The 18,152-nt window shown below is 60.0% G+C and carries 18 protein-coding genes and 1 tRNA gene; 11 read left to right on the forward strand and 8 right to left on the reverse strand.

Annotated elements, in window-relative coordinates; all coding sequences use genetic code 11:
• Nucleotides 1–265: 265 nt before the first annotated feature.
• Together ACIPL0_RS20275 and ACIPL0_RS20280 are read right to left on the reverse strand one after the other, a co-directional pair.
• Nucleotides 266–1,159, reverse strand: coding sequence for a pseudouridine synthase (locus ACIPL0_RS20275; protein ID WP_400598663.1), 894 nt, complete (start codon nt 1,157–1,159; stop codon nt 266–268).
• A gap of 45 nt (nt 1,160–1,204) precedes the next feature.
• Nucleotides 1,205–1,537: a transcriptional regulator gene (locus ACIPL0_RS20280; protein WP_400598661.1), complete on the reverse strand. Its 333-nt coding sequence runs from the start codon at nt 1,535–1,537 to the stop codon at nt 1,205–1,207.
• A 531-nt stretch (nt 1,538–2,068) separates the two neighbouring features.
• Here ACIPL0_RS20280 and ACIPL0_RS20285 point away from each other — a divergent pair.
• Complete coding sequence (locus tag ACIPL0_RS20285; protein ID WP_400598659.1) at nt 2,069–2,335, forward strand: hypothetical protein; 267 nt, start codon at nt 2,069–2,071, stop codon at nt 2,333–2,335.
• A 21-nt stretch (nt 2,336–2,356) separates the two neighbouring features.
• On the opposite strand, the gene ACIPL0_RS20290 is transcribed toward ACIPL0_RS20285, so the two are convergent.
• The gene (locus ACIPL0_RS20290; RefSeq protein WP_400598657.1) at nt 2,357–2,593 is read right to left on the reverse strand and encodes a glutaredoxin family protein; all 237 of its coding nucleotides are present in this window, start codon (nt 2,591–2,593) and stop codon (nt 2,357–2,359) included.
• A gap of 117 nt (nt 2,594–2,710) precedes the next feature.
• Nucleotides 2,711–3,919: an ammonium transporter gene (locus ACIPL0_RS20295; RefSeq protein ID WP_400598655.1), complete on the reverse strand. Its 1,209-nt coding sequence runs from the start codon at nt 3,917–3,919 to the stop codon at nt 2,711–2,713.
• Nucleotides 3,920–4,277: 358 nt separating this feature from the next.
• Here ACIPL0_RS20295 and ACIPL0_RS20300 point away from each other — a divergent pair, with 358 nt between their 5' ends.
• From ACIPL0_RS20300 to ACIPL0_RS20335, 8 genes are all read left to right on the forward strand, one after another.
• A complete protein-coding gene (locus tag ACIPL0_RS20300; RefSeq protein WP_400598653.1) occupies nt 4,278–4,592 on the forward strand; it encodes a YqjD family protein in 315 nt (104 codons plus the stop codon).
• 5 nt (nt 4,593–4,597) lie between these two features.
• Complete coding sequence (locus tag ACIPL0_RS20305) at nt 4,598–4,987, forward strand: phage holin family protein (protein ID WP_400598651.1); 390 nt, start codon at nt 4,598–4,600, stop codon at nt 4,985–4,987.
• Nucleotides 4,984–5,325: a hypothetical protein gene (locus ACIPL0_RS20310; protein ID WP_400598649.1), complete on the forward strand. Its 342-nt coding sequence runs from the start codon at nt 4,984–4,986 to the stop codon at nt 5,323–5,325. The genes ACIPL0_RS20305 and ACIPL0_RS20310 overlap by 4 nt, the downstream gene beginning before the upstream one ends.
• Nucleotides 5,326–5,448: 123 nt before the next feature.
• On the forward strand, nt 5,449–6,612 hold the full coding sequence (locus ACIPL0_RS20315; protein WP_400598647.1) for an EAL domain-containing protein: 1,164 nt from the start codon (nt 5,449–5,451) through the stop codon (nt 6,610–6,612).
• Between the two features lie 81 nt (nt 6,613–6,693).
• On the forward strand, nt 6,694–8,025 hold the full coding sequence (locus tag ACIPL0_RS20320; protein WP_400598645.1) for a deoxyguanosinetriphosphate triphosphohydrolase: 1,332 nt from the start codon (nt 6,694–6,696) through the stop codon (nt 8,023–8,025).
• Nucleotides 8,026–8,312: 287 nt separating this feature from the next.
• On the forward strand, nt 8,313–8,711 hold the full coding sequence (locus tag ACIPL0_RS20325; protein ID WP_400598643.1) for a response regulator: 399 nt from the start codon (nt 8,313–8,315) through the stop codon (nt 8,709–8,711).
• Between the two features lie 325 nt (nt 8,712–9,036).
• Nucleotides 9,037–9,663 (forward strand): response regulator, encoded by a 627-nt coding sequence (locus ACIPL0_RS20330; RefSeq protein ID WP_400598641.1) that lies wholly within the window; start codon nt 9,037–9,039, stop codon nt 9,661–9,663.
• Nucleotides 9,664–9,698: 35 nt separating this feature from the next.
• Nucleotides 9,699–13,310 (forward strand): transporter substrate-binding domain-containing protein, encoded by a 3,612-nt coding sequence (locus tag ACIPL0_RS20335; protein WP_400598639.1) that lies wholly within the window; start codon nt 9,699–9,701, stop codon nt 13,308–13,310.
• Nucleotides 13,311–13,384: 74 nt separating this feature from the next.
• Here ACIPL0_RS20335 and ACIPL0_RS20340 read toward each other — a convergent pair whose 3' ends face one another.
• Nucleotides 13,385–13,729, reverse strand: a complete 345-nt coding sequence (locus tag ACIPL0_RS20340) for a YggL family protein (RefSeq protein ID WP_400598637.1) — start codon at nt 13,727–13,729, stop codon at nt 13,385–13,387.
• Nucleotides 13,730–14,045: 316 nt separating this feature from the next.
• Here ACIPL0_RS20340 and dacB point away from each other — a divergent pair, with 316 nt between their 5' ends.
• Nucleotides 14,046–15,512, forward strand: a complete 1,467-nt coding sequence (dacB, locus tag ACIPL0_RS20345) for a D-alanyl-D-alanine carboxypeptidase/D-alanyl-D-alanine-endopeptidase (protein WP_400598635.1) — start codon at nt 14,046–14,048, stop codon at nt 15,510–15,512.
• 92 nt (nt 15,513–15,604) lie between these two features.
• Here dacB and ACIPL0_RS20350 read toward each other — a convergent pair whose 3' ends face one another.
• From ACIPL0_RS20350 to ACIPL0_RS20360, 3 genes are all read right to left on the reverse strand, one after another.
• Nucleotides 15,605–15,949 carry a 2-oxoacid ferredoxin oxidoreductase gene (locus ACIPL0_RS20350; protein ID WP_400598633.1) on the reverse strand — a complete coding sequence of 115 codons (345 nt, stop codon included), beginning with the start codon at nt 15,947–15,949 and terminating at the stop codon, nt 15,605–15,607.
• 85 nt (nt 15,950–16,034) lie between these two features.
• Nucleotides 16,035–16,589: a DUF4174 domain-containing protein gene (locus tag ACIPL0_RS20355; RefSeq protein ID WP_400598631.1), complete on the reverse strand. Its 555-nt coding sequence runs from the start codon at nt 16,587–16,589 to the stop codon at nt 16,035–16,037.
• A gap of 244 nt (nt 16,590–16,833) precedes the next feature.
• Nucleotides 16,834–16,910 (reverse strand) — tRNA-Val (locus ACIPL0_RS20360).
• 188 nt (nt 16,911–17,098) lie between these two features.
• Between ACIPL0_RS20360 and ACIPL0_RS20365 the strand changes: the two genes are divergently transcribed.
• Nucleotides 17,099–18,118 (forward strand): hypothetical protein, encoded by a 1,020-nt coding sequence (locus ACIPL0_RS20365; RefSeq protein WP_400598629.1) that lies wholly within the window; start codon nt 17,099–17,101, stop codon nt 18,116–18,118.
• Nucleotides 18,119–18,152: the final 34 nt, after the last annotated feature.

Here is an 18,152-nt window from a genome sequence, read left to right on the forward strand (position 1 = left end):
GACCCGCCAACCATGGCGGGTCTTTTTTTATGGGCTGTCATTCTTGCCCTGCAGGAGCGCGCTTGCCCGCGATAGCCGTGGGTCAGGCGCTACAGCATTGCCAGGACTGACGCCATCGCGAGCAGAACCCTCTCCCACAGATGTGCATTTGCAAACCATCACAACTGCAAAAACACCATAAATCCCTGTGGGAGGGATCCGAGTTTGCGAGGGTCGCGAAAGCGGTCTGCCTGAAACACCGGCTTCAACGACAACACCGCTCCGTTCACCACTGCAAGCGGATACGGCTCTCGAACTGTCGCGCTTGCCCGTTGACCGGGTCGATAAAACGCAAGCCCCGCGCCAGCAGCTTCAGCGGGTTGTCGTAGTCGTCGACAGCATCGCGAATCACCTGCGGATAAAACGGATCGTTGCAGATTGCCGCCCCCAGCGCCGCCATATGCACCCGCAACTGATGCTTCTTGCCAGTCACCGGATACAGCCCGTAACGCCACAGGTCGCCGTTGCGCTCGCACACCTCGATACGGGTTTCGGTGTTGCTCGGCCCTTCCGCCGCTTCCTGCATGCGAAAGAACGGCTCGCCATCGACCAGTCGGCTTTTATGCACCATCGGAAACTCAAGATGAGGCAACGCCGGAGCCACGGCCTCGTAGCACTTGTCGATCTGCCGCGTGGGAAACAGCGCCTGATACGCCGCACGGGTGTCGCGATTGGCGGAGAACAGCACCAGCCCGGCAGTGGCCCGGTCAATCCGGTGCAGCGGCACCAGATGCGGGTTGTCCAAGGTACGGATCAGTCGGCGCAACAAGGTCTGTTCGACGTATTCGCCGGACGGTGTCACCGGCAGGAAATGCGGCTTGTCGGCCACCACCAGATGCTCGTCGGCGTACAGAATCGCCTCCTGCACCGGGATCGGTGTTTCATTCGGCACTTCGCGGAAGTAATGAATGCGCAGCCCTTCCCGATAGGCCAGGTCCACCGCAATAGGTTTGCCATCCGCGTCCAGCACCCGACCACGGGCGATCCGGTCGAGCCAGCGCTCACGGCTGATGGCACTGAAGCGGTCGCACAGGCAATCGAGCACGGTCAGCCAGGGACCGGGCGGCAGGTACAGGGTGCTGGCCTGACGATCGGCCGGGGTGAAAGCGGAATCGGACATGGATGACTCGACATCGGGGTGACGGAAGTGACGCGCGCCGCATTATCACCCGGCATGGGCAACGGATGCGAGGGAGGTCACAGCGCACAGCCCGTACTGGCGTTTCAGCCAGCGCAACACGTCGACCGGCGACTTGCGGCTCGGGTCGAACAGCGCGTAGATCTGACCTTCATAACCCAGCACGTCGATCTGTCGGTGATAGCCGGCGCGCTGGAACAACGCTTCGATCTCGGCAAAGCACGTATTGAAGTGCAGGCGGTTGAACGGGGTCTGATACTCGATCACGACGCCGTCCATGCGCAGTTCGAGCAGCGCCTCGCAGATCGCATCGGCCGGCATGTTCAGGACGTGGGATTTCAATTGCTCAACGTTAACCATGAGTAGCCTGCTTCCTTGTGAGTTACCTGTTTTCAATAGGTAAATGTGCGAAGTGTCAACGGCTGTACATGGTTCAATCGTAAGCAGGTACTGGACAAGCAGAACGGTAAGCGGGCGCTGTAGGACTTCACGCCCAGCCTGCTGAGGATGAAAACCGGATGACGACAGACATTCGCCACGAGCCCTGTGCGTGACGAAATGTCGCAGGAAAAAACAGCACCAGTTGTCTGACAACCACATGACGGCGGTAGATGCGCGAAGCCGTTTTGTTCTAAAATGTTTCCAAATCGGCAGACAGGCGCGAAAACGCACGACCCGGGCAATCCCGGTGATCGAAAGCGAACGCGTCTGCAAGACCTGAACTCATAAAAAGAAAGCCCGTCCTAGACGGGCTTTTTTCGTTTTCAGCTTTTGTTCAGCGCAAACATGCGTGAATGCCGCAGGTTCAGCGTCGGCACTGAAGACGCGCGACAGCCGCTGTCGCCCCACTGCCCACGTACAGATTTCTCTTTCAACTTTCGAGGTTTCACCATGCTGGTTCAACTGTTTCAATGGATCAAACGACTTTCCACCGGGACGTCCGCACAAAACGAAGAGAACTACTCGCAGTCGTTCAGCAATGAAGACAACGACGTCGGTCGCTGGACCTTCATGTCACTGTTCATCATTTTCACCCTGAGCCTGTACGTCGTTGCCGGCCTGGGCTACTACGCCAAGGTTCACGTCTGGGACGGCATGAGCGAAGCGCAGAAAGAAGCGGTCGCCAAGGCGATGGTGGTCGACACGCAATACCTCTGAAGCCTTTCAGGGTTTCTCGCTCTACCGCAGAAAATGCGCCACTTGCGCGGCGTCGAACGGCCAGTCCAGTTCGGCGCCGGTGTCGGTGCGCCGCAACACCGGAATACGCAGCTCGTACTTCTGGTTCCAGTCTTCACGCTCAGTGATATCGATCAGCTCGACCAGCAGGCCATGCTCCACCAGGGGCATCAACTCGGCCTCGGCGATTTCGCACAAATGACAACCCAGGGTACCGAACAGTTGGCATTCCGGCGACATGGCGGGTTCCTCGGTTCAAGGCGCGGGTCGCCAGTTTAGGTCGGTCCGCCCCCATCGTCGAGACTGAAACTGCGCCTGCCCGCCCACCGAACGGCGAGCGGTACAGGCACTCGCGGGTCAGTCGTGGCTGACTGCGCCGATCTTGTGAATCGACAGATCCGCGCCGTAGTACTCCTGCTCCTGTGTCAGACGCAGCCCCAGACACAGACGAATCACGCCATAGACCAGAAAGCCGCCAGCCAGGGCGATGACCACACCCAGTGCGCTGCCGATCAACTGGCTGATCAGGCTGACCCCGCCGATACCGCCAAAAGCGGTCTGGCCGAAAATGCCGCAGGCGATTCCGCCCCAGACACCGCACAGGCCATGCAGCGGCCAGACGCCCAGCACGTCGTCGATCTTCCAGCGCACCTGGGCCGCCGTGAAGCACCAGACGAACAAGGCACCGGCCACGACGCCGGTGACCAGCGCGCCAACCGGATGCATCAGGTCGGAACCGGCACACACCGCAACCAGGCCCGCCAGCGGGCCGTTGTGCAGGAAGCCTGGGTCATTGCGCCCCACCAGCAACGCTGCGACGGTACCGCCGACCATGGCCATCAGCGAGTTGACCGCCACCAGCCCGCTGACGCCGTCGAGGGTCTGGGCGCTCATGACGTTGAAGCCGAACCAGCCGACGATAAGAATCCACGAGCCCAGCGCCAGGAACGGAATGCTCGACGGTGGATAGGCCACCAGCTTGCCGTCGCGATAACGGCCATTGCGAGGGCCCAGCAAGGTGACCGCCGCCAGCGCCAGCCAGCCGCCCATGGCATGCACCACCACGGAGCCGGCGAAGTCATGGAAGCTGGCACCGAACCGCGCCAGCAACCAGGCCTGCAAGCCAAAATTGCCGTTCCACACCATGCCTTCGAAAAACGGGTAAACGAAGGCGACGATCAGCACCGTGGCGCACAACTGTGGGGCGAAGCGCGCACGCTCCGCGATGCCACCGGAAATGATCGCCGGGATTGCTGCGGCAAAGGTCAGCAGAAAGAAGAATTTGACCAGGCCGTAACCGTGGTCAGTGGCGATCACGGCCGCTGGCGCCAGGAACGTGACCCCGTAGGAAATCCAGTAGCCGACAAAGAAGTAGGCAAGGGTCGACACCGCGAAATCGCTGAGGATTTTCGACAACGCGTTGACCTGGTTCTTCTGCCGGACCGTACCGACTTCAAGAAAGGCGAAACCGGCGTGCATGGCCAGAACCATGATCGCGCCGATCAGAATGAACAGGGTATTGGAGCCATGGACCAGCGTGTCCACCGCGCTTTGCACATTTTCCATCGAGAGGCAGGCCTGCAAATGATGAAAACGCATCCGGACGGCACAATCTCTCTACCCTTCCGCAAAAAAAGCACCAATTAAGCGCACAAGGATGCAAGCACGACTCTTAATGGCGCACACAGGCAGGCAGACCGATTGACCGCGACGGCGTTTTTCTCGGTTTTATGATGTTCGGATCATGATTTCGGCGATATCGCCGCCACCCACGCTCCGCAATGGAGCGCGACACCTCCCTGGCGCACCAGCAGATAGCAAAAGCTGTACCAGTGTCGACGTGTCAACGCCGCGCCGATTGGAATGAACCTTCAGTTATCAGCCATACTCGAAACCCCATAACGCCACCTCAACGGAGAACACCATGGCTCGCCCGACAGCAGAGAAAGCCCAGGACATATTGATGGCAGACTTCCAGACACTGGTTGCCGACACGGAAAAGCTGCTGGCGCACACGGCCTCCCTGGCGGGAGACCAGGCCGACGAACTGCGGGCGCAGATCCAGGACAGCCTGCTGCGTGCTCGTGAAACGCTAAAACTGACCGAGGAAACCCTGCGCGTGCGCAGCGAGGAAGCGGTGGTGGCCGCTGAGGAATACGTGCAGAACAACCCGTGGCAGTCGATCGGCATCGCGGCCGGCGTAGGCTTTCTGATCGGCCTTCTGGCCACCCGGCGCTGATCGATATGACAGAAACCGGATCCGGTCCTTCGTCGACCGACACTGGCTCGTCCACTCGCCGCCTGGGCGCGGCTTTTCTGGGCCTGCTGCACAGCCATGTCGAGCTGTTCGGCATCGAGTTGCAGGAACAGAAAGCCCGCACCGTCAGCCTGCTGCTGTTTGCCGGCCTGGCGCTGGTGTTCGCGCTGCTGCTGCTCATCGGCCTTTCCGCACTGCTGCTGATTCTGCTCTGGGACAGCTATCGCCTGAGCGGCATCATTGGCCTCTGCGTGTTCTACACGCTGGCTGCGCTGTTCTGCGCAATGCGCCTGAAGGCGGCGATTTTCGATGAGTCCTCACCCTTCCACTCCACCCTGGAAGAACTGGCCAATGACCGCGAGCGATTGATGCCATGAGTCTGCCTGAATTGCCCCATGGCAATAACCGCCGTGAACTGCGCAAGGCGCTGATTCGTCTGCGCATGGAAATGCACCGCCAGGAAATCCGTCATGAGTCGGCCCAGGTGCTGCGCCCGCTGCACCGGATGCGCGGCATGGCCCACGACCTGCCCGGCTCGCTGGGGATCAAGCACGCGCCATTATGGGGAGTCGGCATCGTCACCCTGCTGGGCTTCCTCAGCGGCAAGGGCGCACGCAGCCCTGGTGGCAGCAGCCTTACCCGGCTGGTCCGTCTGAGCGCCACCCTGGCGCCGTTGATCAAGCTGGTGCTGCAGGGAACGTCCCGTCGCCCCTGAGATGGCCATCTGGCTGCATTCTTGCAAACAAACCTGATCCGCACCGCTGCCCCGCATTCCGTAGGGGGCAGCAGTGCGACCTTTGCTTTGCATAACAATGCCAATAACCCTTAAGGAGGCCACGTGATCGATGGGCAACCGCTAGCCTGTTTTCAGCCGTTCATCGACACCGCGACAGGCCGTATCGCCGGTATGGAAGCGCTGGGGCGCCTGCGTCAGGAGGATGGCAGCCTGCACAGCGTCGGGCCACTGTTCGCCGACCCGAAACGCCCCGCTGCGGAGCTGCGCCGGCTCGACCGGCAGATCCGCGATGACGCCCTGAGTCGCCTGCATGAAGCCCCTGCCGACTGGTTTCTGAGCCTGAACATTTCGCCGCGCTGGATCAGCCGCCTGCGCCCCGGTCAACCGCTGCCCAGTCTCAAACAGCTGCAACAGCACGGCATCGCGCCGCAGCGGATCGTCTTCGAAATCACCGAACTGGGTGGCGACAGCCAGCGCCTGGCCGATGTGGTGGCGCGCTATCGCAACGCCGGCGCGCGCATCGCCATCGACGATTTCGGTGCCGGTTATTCGCAACTGGATCGGGTGCTGGCGCTGCAACCGGACATTCTCAAGCTCGACATGCGCCTGTTTCAGGCCGCAGCCCGTGGTGGTCCGAGCAGCGATGTGGTCAAGGCTCTGGCACAGATGGCCGAAAAAACCGGCTGCTGGATCATTGCCGAGGGCGTGGAAACCGAGGCCGAACTGCATTTCGCGCTGGAGTGCGGATCGCGTTATGTGCAGGGCTTTCTGTTTGCCCAGGCACATCCGCAGTTCTTCGCAGCCACGGCCTTCGTTGAGCGCTTCGCCGAATTGCGTGATCGCTATGTGGCGCAGAAAGTCATCGAACGCGAACGCCTGATGAACCTGCGCAAACAGCTGAGCCACCTGATGACGCGGCTGCAGGGCTGGGCCGAAGGCAACGCACCGTTGAGCGACCTGCCCGATGTGCGCGAATACCCGTGGCTGCTGCGTTTCTATCAGTGCGACCGCCATGGCACCCAGCTCACGCCGAACCTGGAATGGCGTCAGGGCGCATGGGTCGCCGACACCCGTTATCTGGGACACAACTGGTCGTGGCGCCCATACTTTTATCACCTGCTTGCCGAAGGCTGGCACGAGCGACGCCTGACGCTTTCCAACACCTATCGCGACGCCACCAGCAACCAGTATTGCCTGACCGCCGGCCAGTTCTTCGATAACGGTCAGCGCCTGTTGTTGATCGATGTCGACGCCCTTGGATTCTGAACAGCGGCCTGAATCTTGTGCTTGCAGGCGGGCGGGTGAACCGGGAAGCTAGGACCGTTCCTCACCCGATGGAGTACGGCCTTGGATTGGCACACCCTGCTCACCCGCGAGCGCCTCGGCAAAACCTTGCACAGCCCCGAAGAACTGGGGCGCAGTCCCTTCCACAAGGACCACGACCGCATCATTTTTTCCGGCGCCTTTCGCCGCCTCGGGCGCAAGACCCAGGTTCATCCGGTCACCAGCAACGATCACATCCACACGCGCCTGACTCATTCGCTGGAGGTCAGTTGCGTCGGGCGGTCGCTGGGCATGCGGGTCGGCGAGACACTGCGCAAGGCCCTGCCCGACTGGTGCGAGCCGAGCGACCTGGGCATGGTGGTGCAGTCGGCCTGCCTGGCCCACGACATCGGTAACCCGCCCTTCGGCCACTCCGGCGAGGACGCCATTCGCAACTGGTTCAAGCAGGCGGCCGGGCGCGGCTGGCTGGACGCCATGAGCGACGCCGAGCGTAACGACTTCCTCAATTTCGAGGGCAATGCCCAAGGGTTTCGCGTACTGACGCAGCTGGAATATCACCAGTTCGAGGGCGGTGTGCGGCTGACCTACGCCACCCTGGGTACTTACCTCAAATACCCGTGGACCGCCCGACACGCCGACTCCATGGGCTACAAGAAGCACAAGTTCGGCTGCTATCAGAGCGAACTGCCACTGCTTGAACAGATCGCCGGCCGCCTGGGTCTGCCGCAACTTGAAGAACAGCGCTGGGCACGCCATCCACTCGTGTACCTGATGGAAGCGGCTGACGACATCTGTTACGCACTGATCGACCTGGAAGACGGTCTGGAAATGGACCTGCTCACCTATCCGGAGGTGGAGTCGCTGCTGCTCGGGCTGGTAGGCGACGATCTGCCGGAAACCTATCGACAGCTCGGCCCCGGTGATTCACGTCGTCGCAAACTGGCGATCCTGCGTGGCAAGGCCATCGAGCACCTGACCAACGCCGCTGCCCGCGCCTTCGTCGAACAGCAGGACGCCCTGCTCGCCGGCACCTTGCAGGGTGATCTGGTGGAACACATGCACGGCCCGGCCAAGCGCTGCGTGCTCAGCGCCAAGGACATGGCACGGAAAAAGATCTTCCAGGACAAGCGCAAGACTCTGCATGAAATCGGCGCCTACACCACCCTGGAAATCCTGCTGAATGCCTTCTGCGGCGCAGCGCTCGAACAATATGGCGGCCATACGCCGTCATTCAAGAGCCGCCGCATCCTCGACCTGCTGGGCAATAATGCCCCCGACCCGCAGTGGCCGCTGCACACCTCCTTCCTTCGGGTCATCGACTTCATCGCCGGCATGACCGATAGCTACGCCAGCGAAATGGCGCGAGAGATGACCGGACGCTCAAGCCCACCGTGAGCCCCTTTGGCTACTGACACATGCCCGATTTCCTATGAGAACTCGGGCATTTCTTTTCTTAAGTCCAGGAAAGCGGAATAGAAACTTCGGATCCGTCCTACACGCCGGTCGGAAATGCCTTATCGCCAACTTCACATCACTGCCGAATAATCCCGCCAGTTCTACGCATGGGACGACACGAGCCAGGACTTGCCTGCAATGCGAACACCCTTACCGGCCCCGGTATCGCAGGCAATCCGCCAGCGCCTTGATGCCCTTCGCTCTCACCGCATTGACTGGACGCTCAGATGCCCAAACAAGACCTTCGGATTTTATTGGTAGAGGATCACCCTTTTCAGCTGATCGCCCTGCAGATTCTGCTGAACAACCATGGCATCTATCGGTTGACCCCTGCGATGACTGCTTCCGAAGCATTGAGTGCACTGGAACGCAACGCCGGCAATTACGATCTGCTGCTGTGCGACCAGCGTTTGCCCGACATGTGCGGAATAGAACTGATTGAAATTGCCACCCGTAAAGGACTTGTCGAAAACGCGGTTCTGCTCAGCGGAGTCGACGCATCACAGCTGACAGCCATTGAAAACAACGCTCGCAAAAGAGGCCTCCCATTACTGGGCTGCCTGCATAAACCGCTCAACGCGCTGGAATTATTGAGTCTGCTCGCCACAGCACCCTGTGAATGCTGATCATGAGTGCCGCTTTTTTCTGCATCTTGAGTGCGAAAACGAAACCGCTCTTTCATCATTGCCGAATCAAGCCGGACTGATGCACCGACGTAGTCTCGACCTGATGCTGACGTAGGATCATTCCAAAACGAAATAAATAATCTTTTTTGATACTCTTTTCTTTAGAACCACAACGCGTTTAAACATTGCTGCCAACCCGGCCATTAACGTACGCCAATACGCTAATTCACGTAGGAACTTTCCTATATACAGCCATGTTTATGTGCGTACCGGAACAACTGCGATAAGGTGCGCGCTTTCTTCGCCGCCCGCTATGGATTTAACAATGAACTCAGTTTTTATTATCGACGACCATCCTGTCATTCGACTGGCCATCCGAATGTTGCTGGAAAACGAAAATTACGAAGTCGTGGGGGAAACCGACAACGGTGTCGATGCGATGCAGATGGTCCGCGAATGCATGCCCGACCTGATCATTCTCGACATCAGCATTCCCAAGCTTGATGGTCTGGAGGTCCTGGCCCGCTTCAGCTCGATGAACCTGCCCTCGAAGATTCTGGTCCTGACTGCACAAGCACCCAGCCTGTTTGCCATTCGCTGCATGCAATCCGGTGCGGCAGGTTATGTGTGCAAACAGGAAGATCTCAGCGAACTGGTCAGTTCGGTGAAAGCAGTATTATCCGGCTACAATTATTTCCCAAGCCAGGCACTTTCGACATCTGCTCTGAAAGATGGCGACCCTACCGAACTTGAAAGATTCAAGCTGGTCAACGACCGCGAGCTGATGGTACTGCAGTTGTTCGCCCAAGGCCGGACAAATAAGGAAATCGCCAAGGGCATGTTTCTCAGCAACAAGACAGTCAGCACCTACAAGACTCGACTGATGCAGAAGCTGAAGGCCAGAACCCTGGTAGAACTTATCGAGATGGCAAAACGCAACGCGTTAGTGTGAGAAAAAGGATGTTCAAGGGGTTAAAGGACTATTGGATGGCCGCCCTGTTTGTCTGCCTGAGTGTTGAAACTCTGGCGGACGATACGACGGCTGAACGCTACACCCTGCTGAGTCGCTCCAATCCAGCCCACATGGATGTCACGCTGGATCGGACTCAATGGCAATGGATACGCAACAAGCGCGAGCTGGTGCTGGGCACTTCGGCACCGGATTATCCGCCGTTCGACCTGACCCTGACCGGTCGCGATTACGAAGGCTTCACCGCTGACTACGCAGGCATACTCGGTCGCACCATGGACCTGCCGGTCAAGGTATTGCGTTACGAGAGTCGTGAGCAGGCCATGGCTGCACTGGCGCGCGGCGATATTGACCTGCTGGGTAGCGCCAACGGTTACGAAGCGCCCTCACAGGATATCCAGCTGTCATCGCCCTATGCGGTGGACCAACCGGTACTGGTGACCCGACTGGGCGAAACCCGACCGCTCACCGACGGGCTTAACGGCCTGCGTCTGAGCATGCTTTATCACTACCTGCCGCCCGATGTGATCGGTGCGCTCTACCCCAAGGCCCGATTACAGACGTTTCCGTCGTTTCAGAGCGCGATCAATGCCGTGGCCTTCAATCAGGCCGACGTATTCCTCGGTGACATGATTTCGACCCAGTACCTGATCAACAAGAGCTATCTGAACAATGTGCAGATGGCCAATTTCGGCAAACATGAACCCAATGGCTTCAGCTTTGCCGTCAAGGCCGGCAATACCATGCTGCTGGACATCGTCAATCAGGTCATCAAAGGCATCCCCCTCGAAGAACGGATCGCCATCTCCAAACGCTGGGGTGCCGGCAGTGACCTCACGCTGACCGATCAGAAGCTGCAACTGACCCAACGCGAAGAACGCTGGATCTCGCAGCATCCGGTCGTGCGCGTGGTGGTCAACGATGCCTACGCACCGCTGACCTTTTTCGATGCCAGCGGCAATTTCCGCGGCGCCACCGCAGACCTGCTGGACCTGATCAGGCTGCGCACCGGGCTCAGATTCCAGGTCAACCATGCCCCCAGCATGAATGACATGATGAACCAGCTCAAACAGGGCCAGGCCGATCTGATCGGCGCCATGATCGCCAGCGATGAACGCGAGAACCAGTTCAACTTCAGCCGTCCCTACATGGACGGCACCTTCGTGCTCGTCACACGCAAGGAATTGAACGCCCCTTCCAACCTCGAACAATTGGCTGGCAGGCGAGTCGTCCTGACGCTGGGCAGCCCGGTCCTGCCATATCTGCGTCAGGCCTACCCGCAGATCTACCCGGTGGAAGTCGACAATCCCGCTCAGGCGCTGGACATGCTCACCCATGGCCGGGTCGAAGGCGCGATCACCTCACTGTTCAACGCCAGCTACTTCCTGGCCTCCCGCACCCTGCAGGACACCCTGCAGATGCGCGTGACCGTGGGGCTGGAGCCCTCGCGCATCGTCATGGCCACCTCTCGCAATGCCACGGAACTGAGTGCCATCATCGACAAGGCGCTGTCCAGCATCGCCCCCGAGGACCTGACGGTGATCAACAACCGCTGGCGCACTTACGTGCCACCGGGCAGCGGCGCCTGGCAGAACTACGAGCGGCTGATCTACCAGATCATTGTCGGAGCCGGCCTGCTGCTGCTCGGCTCGCTGGCCTGGAACGCCTGGATGCGCCGCCAGATCAAGCAACGCGAACGCGCCGAGCGCGCCCTGAACGACCAGTTCGAGTTCATGAGCGCACTGGTCAACGGCACGCCGCACCCCATTTACGTGCGGGATCACATGGGGCTGCTGAAGATGTGCAACGACAGCTACCTCACTGCGTTTTCCGCAAAGCGCGACGAGGTCATCGGCAAGACCATCCTCGACGGCGTGCTCAGCGACGTTCAGGAAGCCCGCAAATACGTCGCCGATTATCAGGAGGTGATGGAAAACGGCACGCCGCTGATTCTCGACCGCTCGCTGCATATCGGCGACCGCTCCCTGACCATCTACCACTGGATCCTGCCGTTCCGCGATTCCCTCGGTAAGGTGCAGGGCATCATCGGCGGCTGGATCGACATCAGCGAACGCCTCGAACTGATCGGAGAGCTGCAGTCGGCCAAGCAGCAGGCCGATGACGCCAACCGCGCCAAGAGCACGTTCCTTGCCACCATGAGCCATGAAATCCGTACCCCGATGAACGCGGTCATCGGCATGCTGGAGCTGGCGCTCAAGCGCGCCGATCAGGGACAACTGGACCGCCCCGCCATCGAAGTCGCCTACAGTTCGGCCAGGGATTTGCTGGAACTGATCGGTGACATTCTCGACATCGCGCGCATCGAATCCGGACGCCTGACCCTGAGCCCGGAGCGGGCCAACCTGCGGCAACTGGTGGAGTCCGTGGTCAGGGTCTTCGACGGCCTGGCCCGGCAGAAAGGCCTGGTTCTGCAACTGGATCTCGACGGCCGCAGCAACGTCGACGTATTGATCGATCCGCTGCGTTTCAAACAGATCCTGTCGAACCTGATCAGCAACGCCATCAAGTTCACCCCCAAGGGCCAGATCAGAATCCGCCTGCAGGCAGAGGACACCGACGACGAGCAGCGCCTGCGCCTGCATCTGGAGGTTCAGGACAGCGGCATCGGCATTACCGAAGACGACCAGAAGCGCCTGTTCGCGCCCTTCGCTCAGGCCGACAACAGCGGACAACTGGCTCGGACCGGCGCAGGTCTGGGCCTGGTCATCTGCCGTAGCCTGTGCGAGATGATGGGCGGCACGCTGACACTGGACAGTCGGCCCGGTCAGGGCACCCGTGTGCAAATGGCGTTCGAACTGACCTCGCTGGACCCGCTCGCCAGCCAGCCGCCAGCCCGTGAACCGGAAGAACGCAGCAGTGCCACGCTGGACATTCTGGTGGTCGACGACCATCCGGCCAATCGCCTGCTGCTGTGCCAGCAACTGGGCTTTCTCGGTCATCACTGTGAAGTGGCAGAGCAAGGTGCAGAGGGCCTGGAAAAATGGCTGCAGCGCGATTTCAATCTGGTGATCGTCGACTGCAACATGCCGGTCATGAACGGTTACGACCTGACGCTGGCGATACGTGCCCACGAACGACAGCACGGCCTGGAACCTTGCGTGGTGCTGGGATTTACCGCCAATGCTCAACCGGAAGAAAAACAACGCTGTCTGGACGCCGGAATGGATGACTGCCTGTTCAAACCCATCAGCCTTTCGGCGCTCAATGATCGTCTGTCACGCGTGGAGGTGCATGCGCCCCGGCAAGCGGCCAATGCACCAGCGCCCAAGCCGTTCGACATGGCCAGCATCGTCGCCCTGACAGGTAACCGACCGGAAATGATCCAGCACCTGATCCGTCAGTTGCTCTGCAGTGTTCATGACGACCGTGAAGAACTGCTCGCAGTCAGCCGGCGTGGCGACCCTCGGGAGATCAGGGATATCGCGCACAAGATCAAGGGCGCCGCGCGCATCATCAGCGCCGCAGAGGTCATCAGACTGTGCGAGCAACTGGAACAGACCGGCAACGAGATCGACATCGACCGGCTCGACGAGCACACCCGGGCACTGGAGAACGCCATGGGCGTACTGGAAGAGGATTTGTTGCGGCATCGGCAGCCGGTCGACTAAATCGGACAGGCACAAAAAAGGGGAAGCCGTGGCTTCCCCTTCTCATACCCGAGCGTTCAACGGTTCGGCAGCACTCAGGCTACCGGGTTGATCGGCTTCTCAGGGTACCAGGCATCGATCAGCGGGCTGACTTCGATCTTGGTCAGCTCGCTGCGCGATTTCAGCCAGCTTTCGACAGTGGCGCGCTGCTCTTCGGTGACCGAGCCACGCTTGGCCGAGCACACCAGACCGTAGTCATCACCGCCGACGTAATCCAGACCGTTGGCATCCATCGCGTCTTCCAGGAAGGCGTCGAGGAAAGCGTCAATCGCCGCGTCGTCCAGGTCTTCCTTGAACTCCAGGTTCAGTTCGAAGCCCAGTTCCTGGAATTCATCCACGCACAGTTTTTTGCGCAGACGGCGGGAGCGGTTAGTCGCCATGAAAACAATCCTCAAAAGTAAATATCGGGCGGCACTCTACCAGTTTGGCCGAACAAAAGCCCGAGCCTCGTGCCCGGGATCTGACGAGTTGGCACAGAAAACCGGCGTCCAAGGCGACAATTGTCGGTCAATTGAAAAAATAGCGGCGTTTGACGGCCGCTTCCCGGCGCAAGTCACGAATGCTTGGGGCATAATGCCGCTTTATTGAGAAGCGATGTTTCGGCTCATGGCCTGGGCATTTTTCAAGCTTCCATTTTTACGTTACGAGGGAATTCATCCCCTCTTTGTCTCCCCTCTTGCAGTAGGGTTTTACTGAATGATCAAGTCTTTGCGTCCTTTGTTTCTTGCCACACTGCTTTTGCCGATTTCCCTTTCCGTCTCCGCTGCCCCCGTGAATACCGCGCTGCCACCCAAGGTTCAGGAAGCGCTCAAGGCCAGCAAGCTGGAAAACAATGCCCTCTCTCTGGTTCTGCTGCCGTTGACCGGTCCCGGCACTCCGACCGTGTACAACGCCGACGTGTCGGTCAACCCGGCCTCGACCATGAAACTGGTCACCACCTACGCTGCACTGGAAATGCTTGGCCCGACCCACCAGTGGAAAACCGAGTTCTTCACCGATGGCACCCTGAGCAACGGCGTGCTGCGCGGTAACCTGTACCTCAAAGGGGGCGGCGACCCCAAGCTGAACATGGAGAAGCTCTGGCTGCTGATGCGTGACTTGCGTGCCAATGGCGTGCAGCAGGTGACCGGCGATCTGGTGCTGGACCGTAGCCACTTCATCCAGCCGCAACTGCCGGTGTTCGACGACGATGGCAACGACAAGAACAAACCGTTCCTGGTGCGTCCCGACTCGCTGATGGTCAACCTCAAGGCCTTGCGCTTCGTCACCCGTAACGACGGCGGCAAGATTCTGGTGGCGGTGGAGCCACCGATTGCGGCGATCCGCATCAACAATCAGGTCAAGGCGCTGTCCTCGAACAAATGCACGGGTGACGTGCTGTACAACCCGGTACCGGATACCGACGGTGGCATCACGGTGACTGTGTCCGGCCAGCTGGGTGATGGCTGCAACTCGCAGACCTACCTGTCGCTGCTCGACCACCCGACCTACACCGCCGGCGCCGTGCGGGCGATCTGGCAGGAGCTGGGCGGCACCATTCTCGGCAAGGACCGTCTGGATGTCGTGCCGGGCAGCGCCAAGCTGCTGGCCAAGGCCTACTCGCCGGACCTGGCGGAAATCATTCGCGACATCAACAAATTCAGCAACAACACCATGGCCCAGCAGTTGTTCCTGAGCCTGGGTTCCGAGTTCCGCAACGAAGCCGACGGCGATGATGCCAAGGCGGCACAACGGGTCGTCCGTCAGTGGCTGGCGAAGAAAGGGATTACCGCGCCGCATCTGGTGATGGAGAACGGCTCCGGCCTGTCCCGCGCCGAGCGGGTCAGCGCAAGGGAGATGGCGCAAATGCTTCAAGCGGCGTGGAACAGCCCCTATCAGGCGGAGTTCATGAGTTCGCTGCCGCTGGCCGGCATGGACGGCACCATGCGCAAGCGCCTGAAGCGCACAGCCCTGCGTGGCGAAGCCCATATCAAGACTGGCACCCTGAACACCGTCCGCGCCATCGCCGGCTTCAGCCGCGACAGCAACGGCAACACCTGGGCCGTGGTGGCGATCCTCAACGACCCGCGTCCATGGGGTGCCTCGTCGGTGCTCGATGAAGTGCTGGTGAACATGTTCAACCAGCCGAAGCTGGCGAACACCACCATTTCCCTGCAGCAATAACTCTTCTGCAGTTGCGCGGCGTCATTCGAACCGACCCGCGCTGCCTGCGCGGCGCTCTCGCCAGAGTGAACGCCGCGTAGAACGCTGGAAGATTACAGACAGGTCGCCAGTACCGCGCCGCGCTTGTCGACGACTTTGGCACCCGGTTTGGCGTAGAAGCTGACCGAGGTCGCACCGCCCTTGCCTGCCACATCGGCGAAGTACTCGCCTTCGGTGGTGTAGACCGTGAATTCACCCGGCTTGCCCTTGTCCATGAACACGTCGGCCACATCGCCGAACAGTTGCACATTGGCCCAGGTGACTTTGATGCACTCGGCGACCGCTACCGCCGGCTTCTGACTCGAATAGACCTTTACCGGCCCCGCAGACCGCGTGCGGTCCAGGCTCATGCAACCCGCCAGCACGACCAGCGCCAATGCTCCCACCCAGTGTTTCATGACAGTCCTTTCAATAAAAAAGGAGCGATGTTAGCAGTTGGCCAAACATCGCTCCTAGCCCGGCAACGCCAGAGTTGCCCTTTCATCAGTCGTCAGGCTGTACTGGCGGTGCGGCCGGCGCGCCCTTGCCGGCTTTCGCCGTCTTGCCGCCGGGGCCTGCCTTGGGTTCTGCCGGTGGAGCGACCGGTGCCGGCGCTGCGGCCTCTTTCTCCGCCATCGGCATCTGGTCGATGGTGCTGAAGATCTCCTTCGGATCGATCGGGCCCTTGTGGTCGATTTTCTTCTCACCATCCTTGCCGACCAGAATCACCTGGGCTTCGTTTCGAGCCTGCGCGCCCAGTTTCAGCTCGCGGATCAGCGCCATGGTCGACTGTGCATCCATGTCCCTGCCGTTACGCTGGCCGATCGTGTTGACGATGGTGTACAGGACCATGTCGCGCTTGGCGAACGCGTCCTTGTTGGCGGGTTCATCGAGGTTCTTTTTCAGACTCACCAGTGTCGGGTCCACTGAGCTTGCGGCAATGATGATCAACGGACGAAACTTGCCCCGCTCCTGGGCCAGTGGGGTATCGCTGTCAGCCGCCAGCAGCGGACCGGACACGGCAAACAGCAGGGCAAGGGTCAGTGACCGACTTAACATACACACCTCCTTTCGATATCCATGCACTTGATGATCGCGCATCGTGGCAAAAGATCCAGGCGATTGATTGAAAAATCAGGATTTTTTTCGCAAGAGAGTGTGTGAAAACATTCAGCCAGCCGTACGAAAGGGCCACAGCGACTGTCAGTCATCGGCAGGAAGTAGCGTGAATTGAAGACAACAAAAAAGGGCAAATCTTTCGATTCGCCCTTTTCGTTACCGCCCGGCAGGGAGCGGATTTGTTTGGTAGGCACGATTGGACTCGAACCAACGACCCCCACCATGTCAAGGTGGTGCTCTAACCAACTGAGCTACGTGCCTGCTGTGAGGCGGCATTCTACGGATATTCAAATAGGTGTCAACGTCTTTTTTGCGCACTAAGCCTATGAATATGCGAATTTTTTGCGCTCACCGCCACTACCGCACGCGGCGGCATACCGGCCCCGGCATGTTTCCCGCGCCTATACTGAGAAGACCGCCGCCCTCCGGGCGCTCAAGGAACAGCCATCGTGAATGCGCGCGCCTTGATCATTGCTGCAGCACTGACCCTGGCGAGTTGCACCTCCTCGCCATCGTCCGCGCCGCCTGCGGCCTCTGTTACTCCGGAAACCTGGCATCAGGTGGATCAGGAAATCCTCGCCGCATCGAAGACCGCTACTGCGCCAGCACGACGTTACGCCACGCAGACCATGGATGCCTGGATGGACAGCGTCTATCAGCGTACCGAGTCGGACTTCATTCCCTGGTTTACCGGCTACTGGACCCAGCAATGGCTGACCGTGAAGGTCAGTTGGTACAAGCTCAGCAGCAGTAAGGACGCGCAAACGCCCGCACAACGACTGGATGCCTACCTGCAGACGCAGTATCACCAGCGCGTGCTCGATCCGGTGTCCGAAGAAATCGACCCAGATGCCGTCATGGCTCAAGCCACCGCCTATTACGTGCAGTTACTCGGTCAGGAACTGCAACCCATCCCGCAGCGCTACAACATCCCTGCCGAGCAATTCGCCGCCCACCTGAACGAGATTCCCGCCATCAGCCTCGCGCCGCCGGCCGGCAACAGTGCCACCCTCTACCAACTGCTGCACAACGAACCGCTGGCAAAAATGCCCGCCTACCTCGCATTGCTGGAGCATGTTCACAAAGCCGCTGCCGGCCCCGCTGCCGGGCGCCCGGATGCCGGGATTTCAACGGTGGCGATTCACTCCAGCGAAAAACTCGAAGCCAGCCTGGCCCCGCGCGGAGCCGCCAGCGCCGTCGCCGCAACCGTCGGAAGAGTAGCGGGTCTGATGATCTCGGTGGGCATGGCCGGATTCGGCGCCATCAGTCATCAAAACGAACGCGCCGACATGGAAGAACAACTGCGCAACAGCCTGTATGGCGCACTCAACGAGAAAAAGCGCAGCTTGATCGATAACCCTGAGTTTGGCGTGCTGGCAGGCGTCTACTACCTGGCCGGGCAGATCGAGGGCAGCCTGGGTGACGCGCCGTTGATGCCGTCGTCGATGGAGAACACCTACACCCCGTAAAGGCGCCTCGTCGCCGTTGGTCGCCATGATGGCA

Origin of the sequence: Pseudomonas sp. NPDC090208, from assembly GCF_044746785.1 — a bacterium.
Classification (GTDB): Bacteria; Pseudomonadota; Gammaproteobacteria; order Pseudomonadales; family Pseudomonadaceae; genus Aquipseudomonas.

Excerpts from the sequence above, each read along its gene's own strand:
- ACIPL0_RS20275 (WP_400598663.1), bottom strand. The coding sequence starts at position 1,159 with ATGTCCGATTCCGCTTTCACCCCGGCCGATCGTCAGGCCAGCACCCTG.
- ACIPL0_RS20280 (WP_400598661.1), bottom strand. The coding sequence starts at position 1,537 with ATGGTTAACGTTGAGCAATTGAAATCCCACGTCCTGAACATGCCGGCC.
- ACIPL0_RS20285 (WP_400598659.1), top strand. The coding sequence starts at position 2,069 with ATGCTGGTTCAACTGTTTCAATGGATCAAACGACTTTCCACCGGGACG.
- ACIPL0_RS20290 (WP_400598657.1), bottom strand. The coding sequence starts at position 2,593 with ATGTCGCCGGAATGCCAACTGTTCGGTACCCTGGGTTGTCATTTGTGC.
- ACIPL0_RS20295 (WP_400598655.1), bottom strand. The coding sequence starts at position 3,919 with ATGGAAAATGTGCAAAGCGCGGTGGACACGCTGGTCCATGGCTCCAAT.
- ACIPL0_RS20300 (WP_400598653.1), top strand. The coding sequence starts at position 4,278 with ATGGCTCGCCCGACAGCAGAGAAAGCCCAGGACATATTGATGGCAGAC.
- ACIPL0_RS20305 (WP_400598651.1), top strand. The coding sequence starts at position 4,598 with ATGACAGAAACCGGATCCGGTCCTTCGTCGACCGACACTGGCTCGTCC.
- ACIPL0_RS20310 (WP_400598649.1), top strand. The coding sequence starts at position 4,984 with ATGAGTCTGCCTGAATTGCCCCATGGCAATAACCGCCGTGAACTGCGC.
- ACIPL0_RS20325 (WP_400598643.1), top strand. The coding sequence starts at position 8,313 with ATGCCCAAACAAGACCTTCGGATTTTATTGGTAGAGGATCACCCTTTT.
- ACIPL0_RS20330 (WP_400598641.1), top strand. The coding sequence starts at position 9,037 with ATGAACTCAGTTTTTATTATCGACGACCATCCTGTCATTCGACTGGCC.
- ACIPL0_RS20335 (WP_400598639.1), top strand. The coding sequence starts at position 9,699 with ATGGCCGCCCTGTTTGTCTGCCTGAGTGTTGAAACTCTGGCGGACGAT.
- ACIPL0_RS20340 (WP_400598637.1), bottom strand. The coding sequence starts at position 13,729 with ATGGCGACTAACCGCTCCCGCCGTCTGCGCAAAAAACTGTGCGTGGAT.
- dacB (WP_400598635.1), top strand. The coding sequence starts at position 14,046 with ATGATCAAGTCTTTGCGTCCTTTGTTTCTTGCCACACTGCTTTTGCCG.
- ACIPL0_RS20350 (WP_400598633.1), bottom strand. The coding sequence starts at position 15,949 with ATGAAACACTGGGTGGGAGCATTGGCGCTGGTCGTGCTGGCGGGTTGC.
- ACIPL0_RS20355 (WP_400598631.1), bottom strand. The coding sequence starts at position 16,589 with ATGTTAAGTCGGTCACTGACCCTTGCCCTGCTGTTTGCCGTGTCCGGT.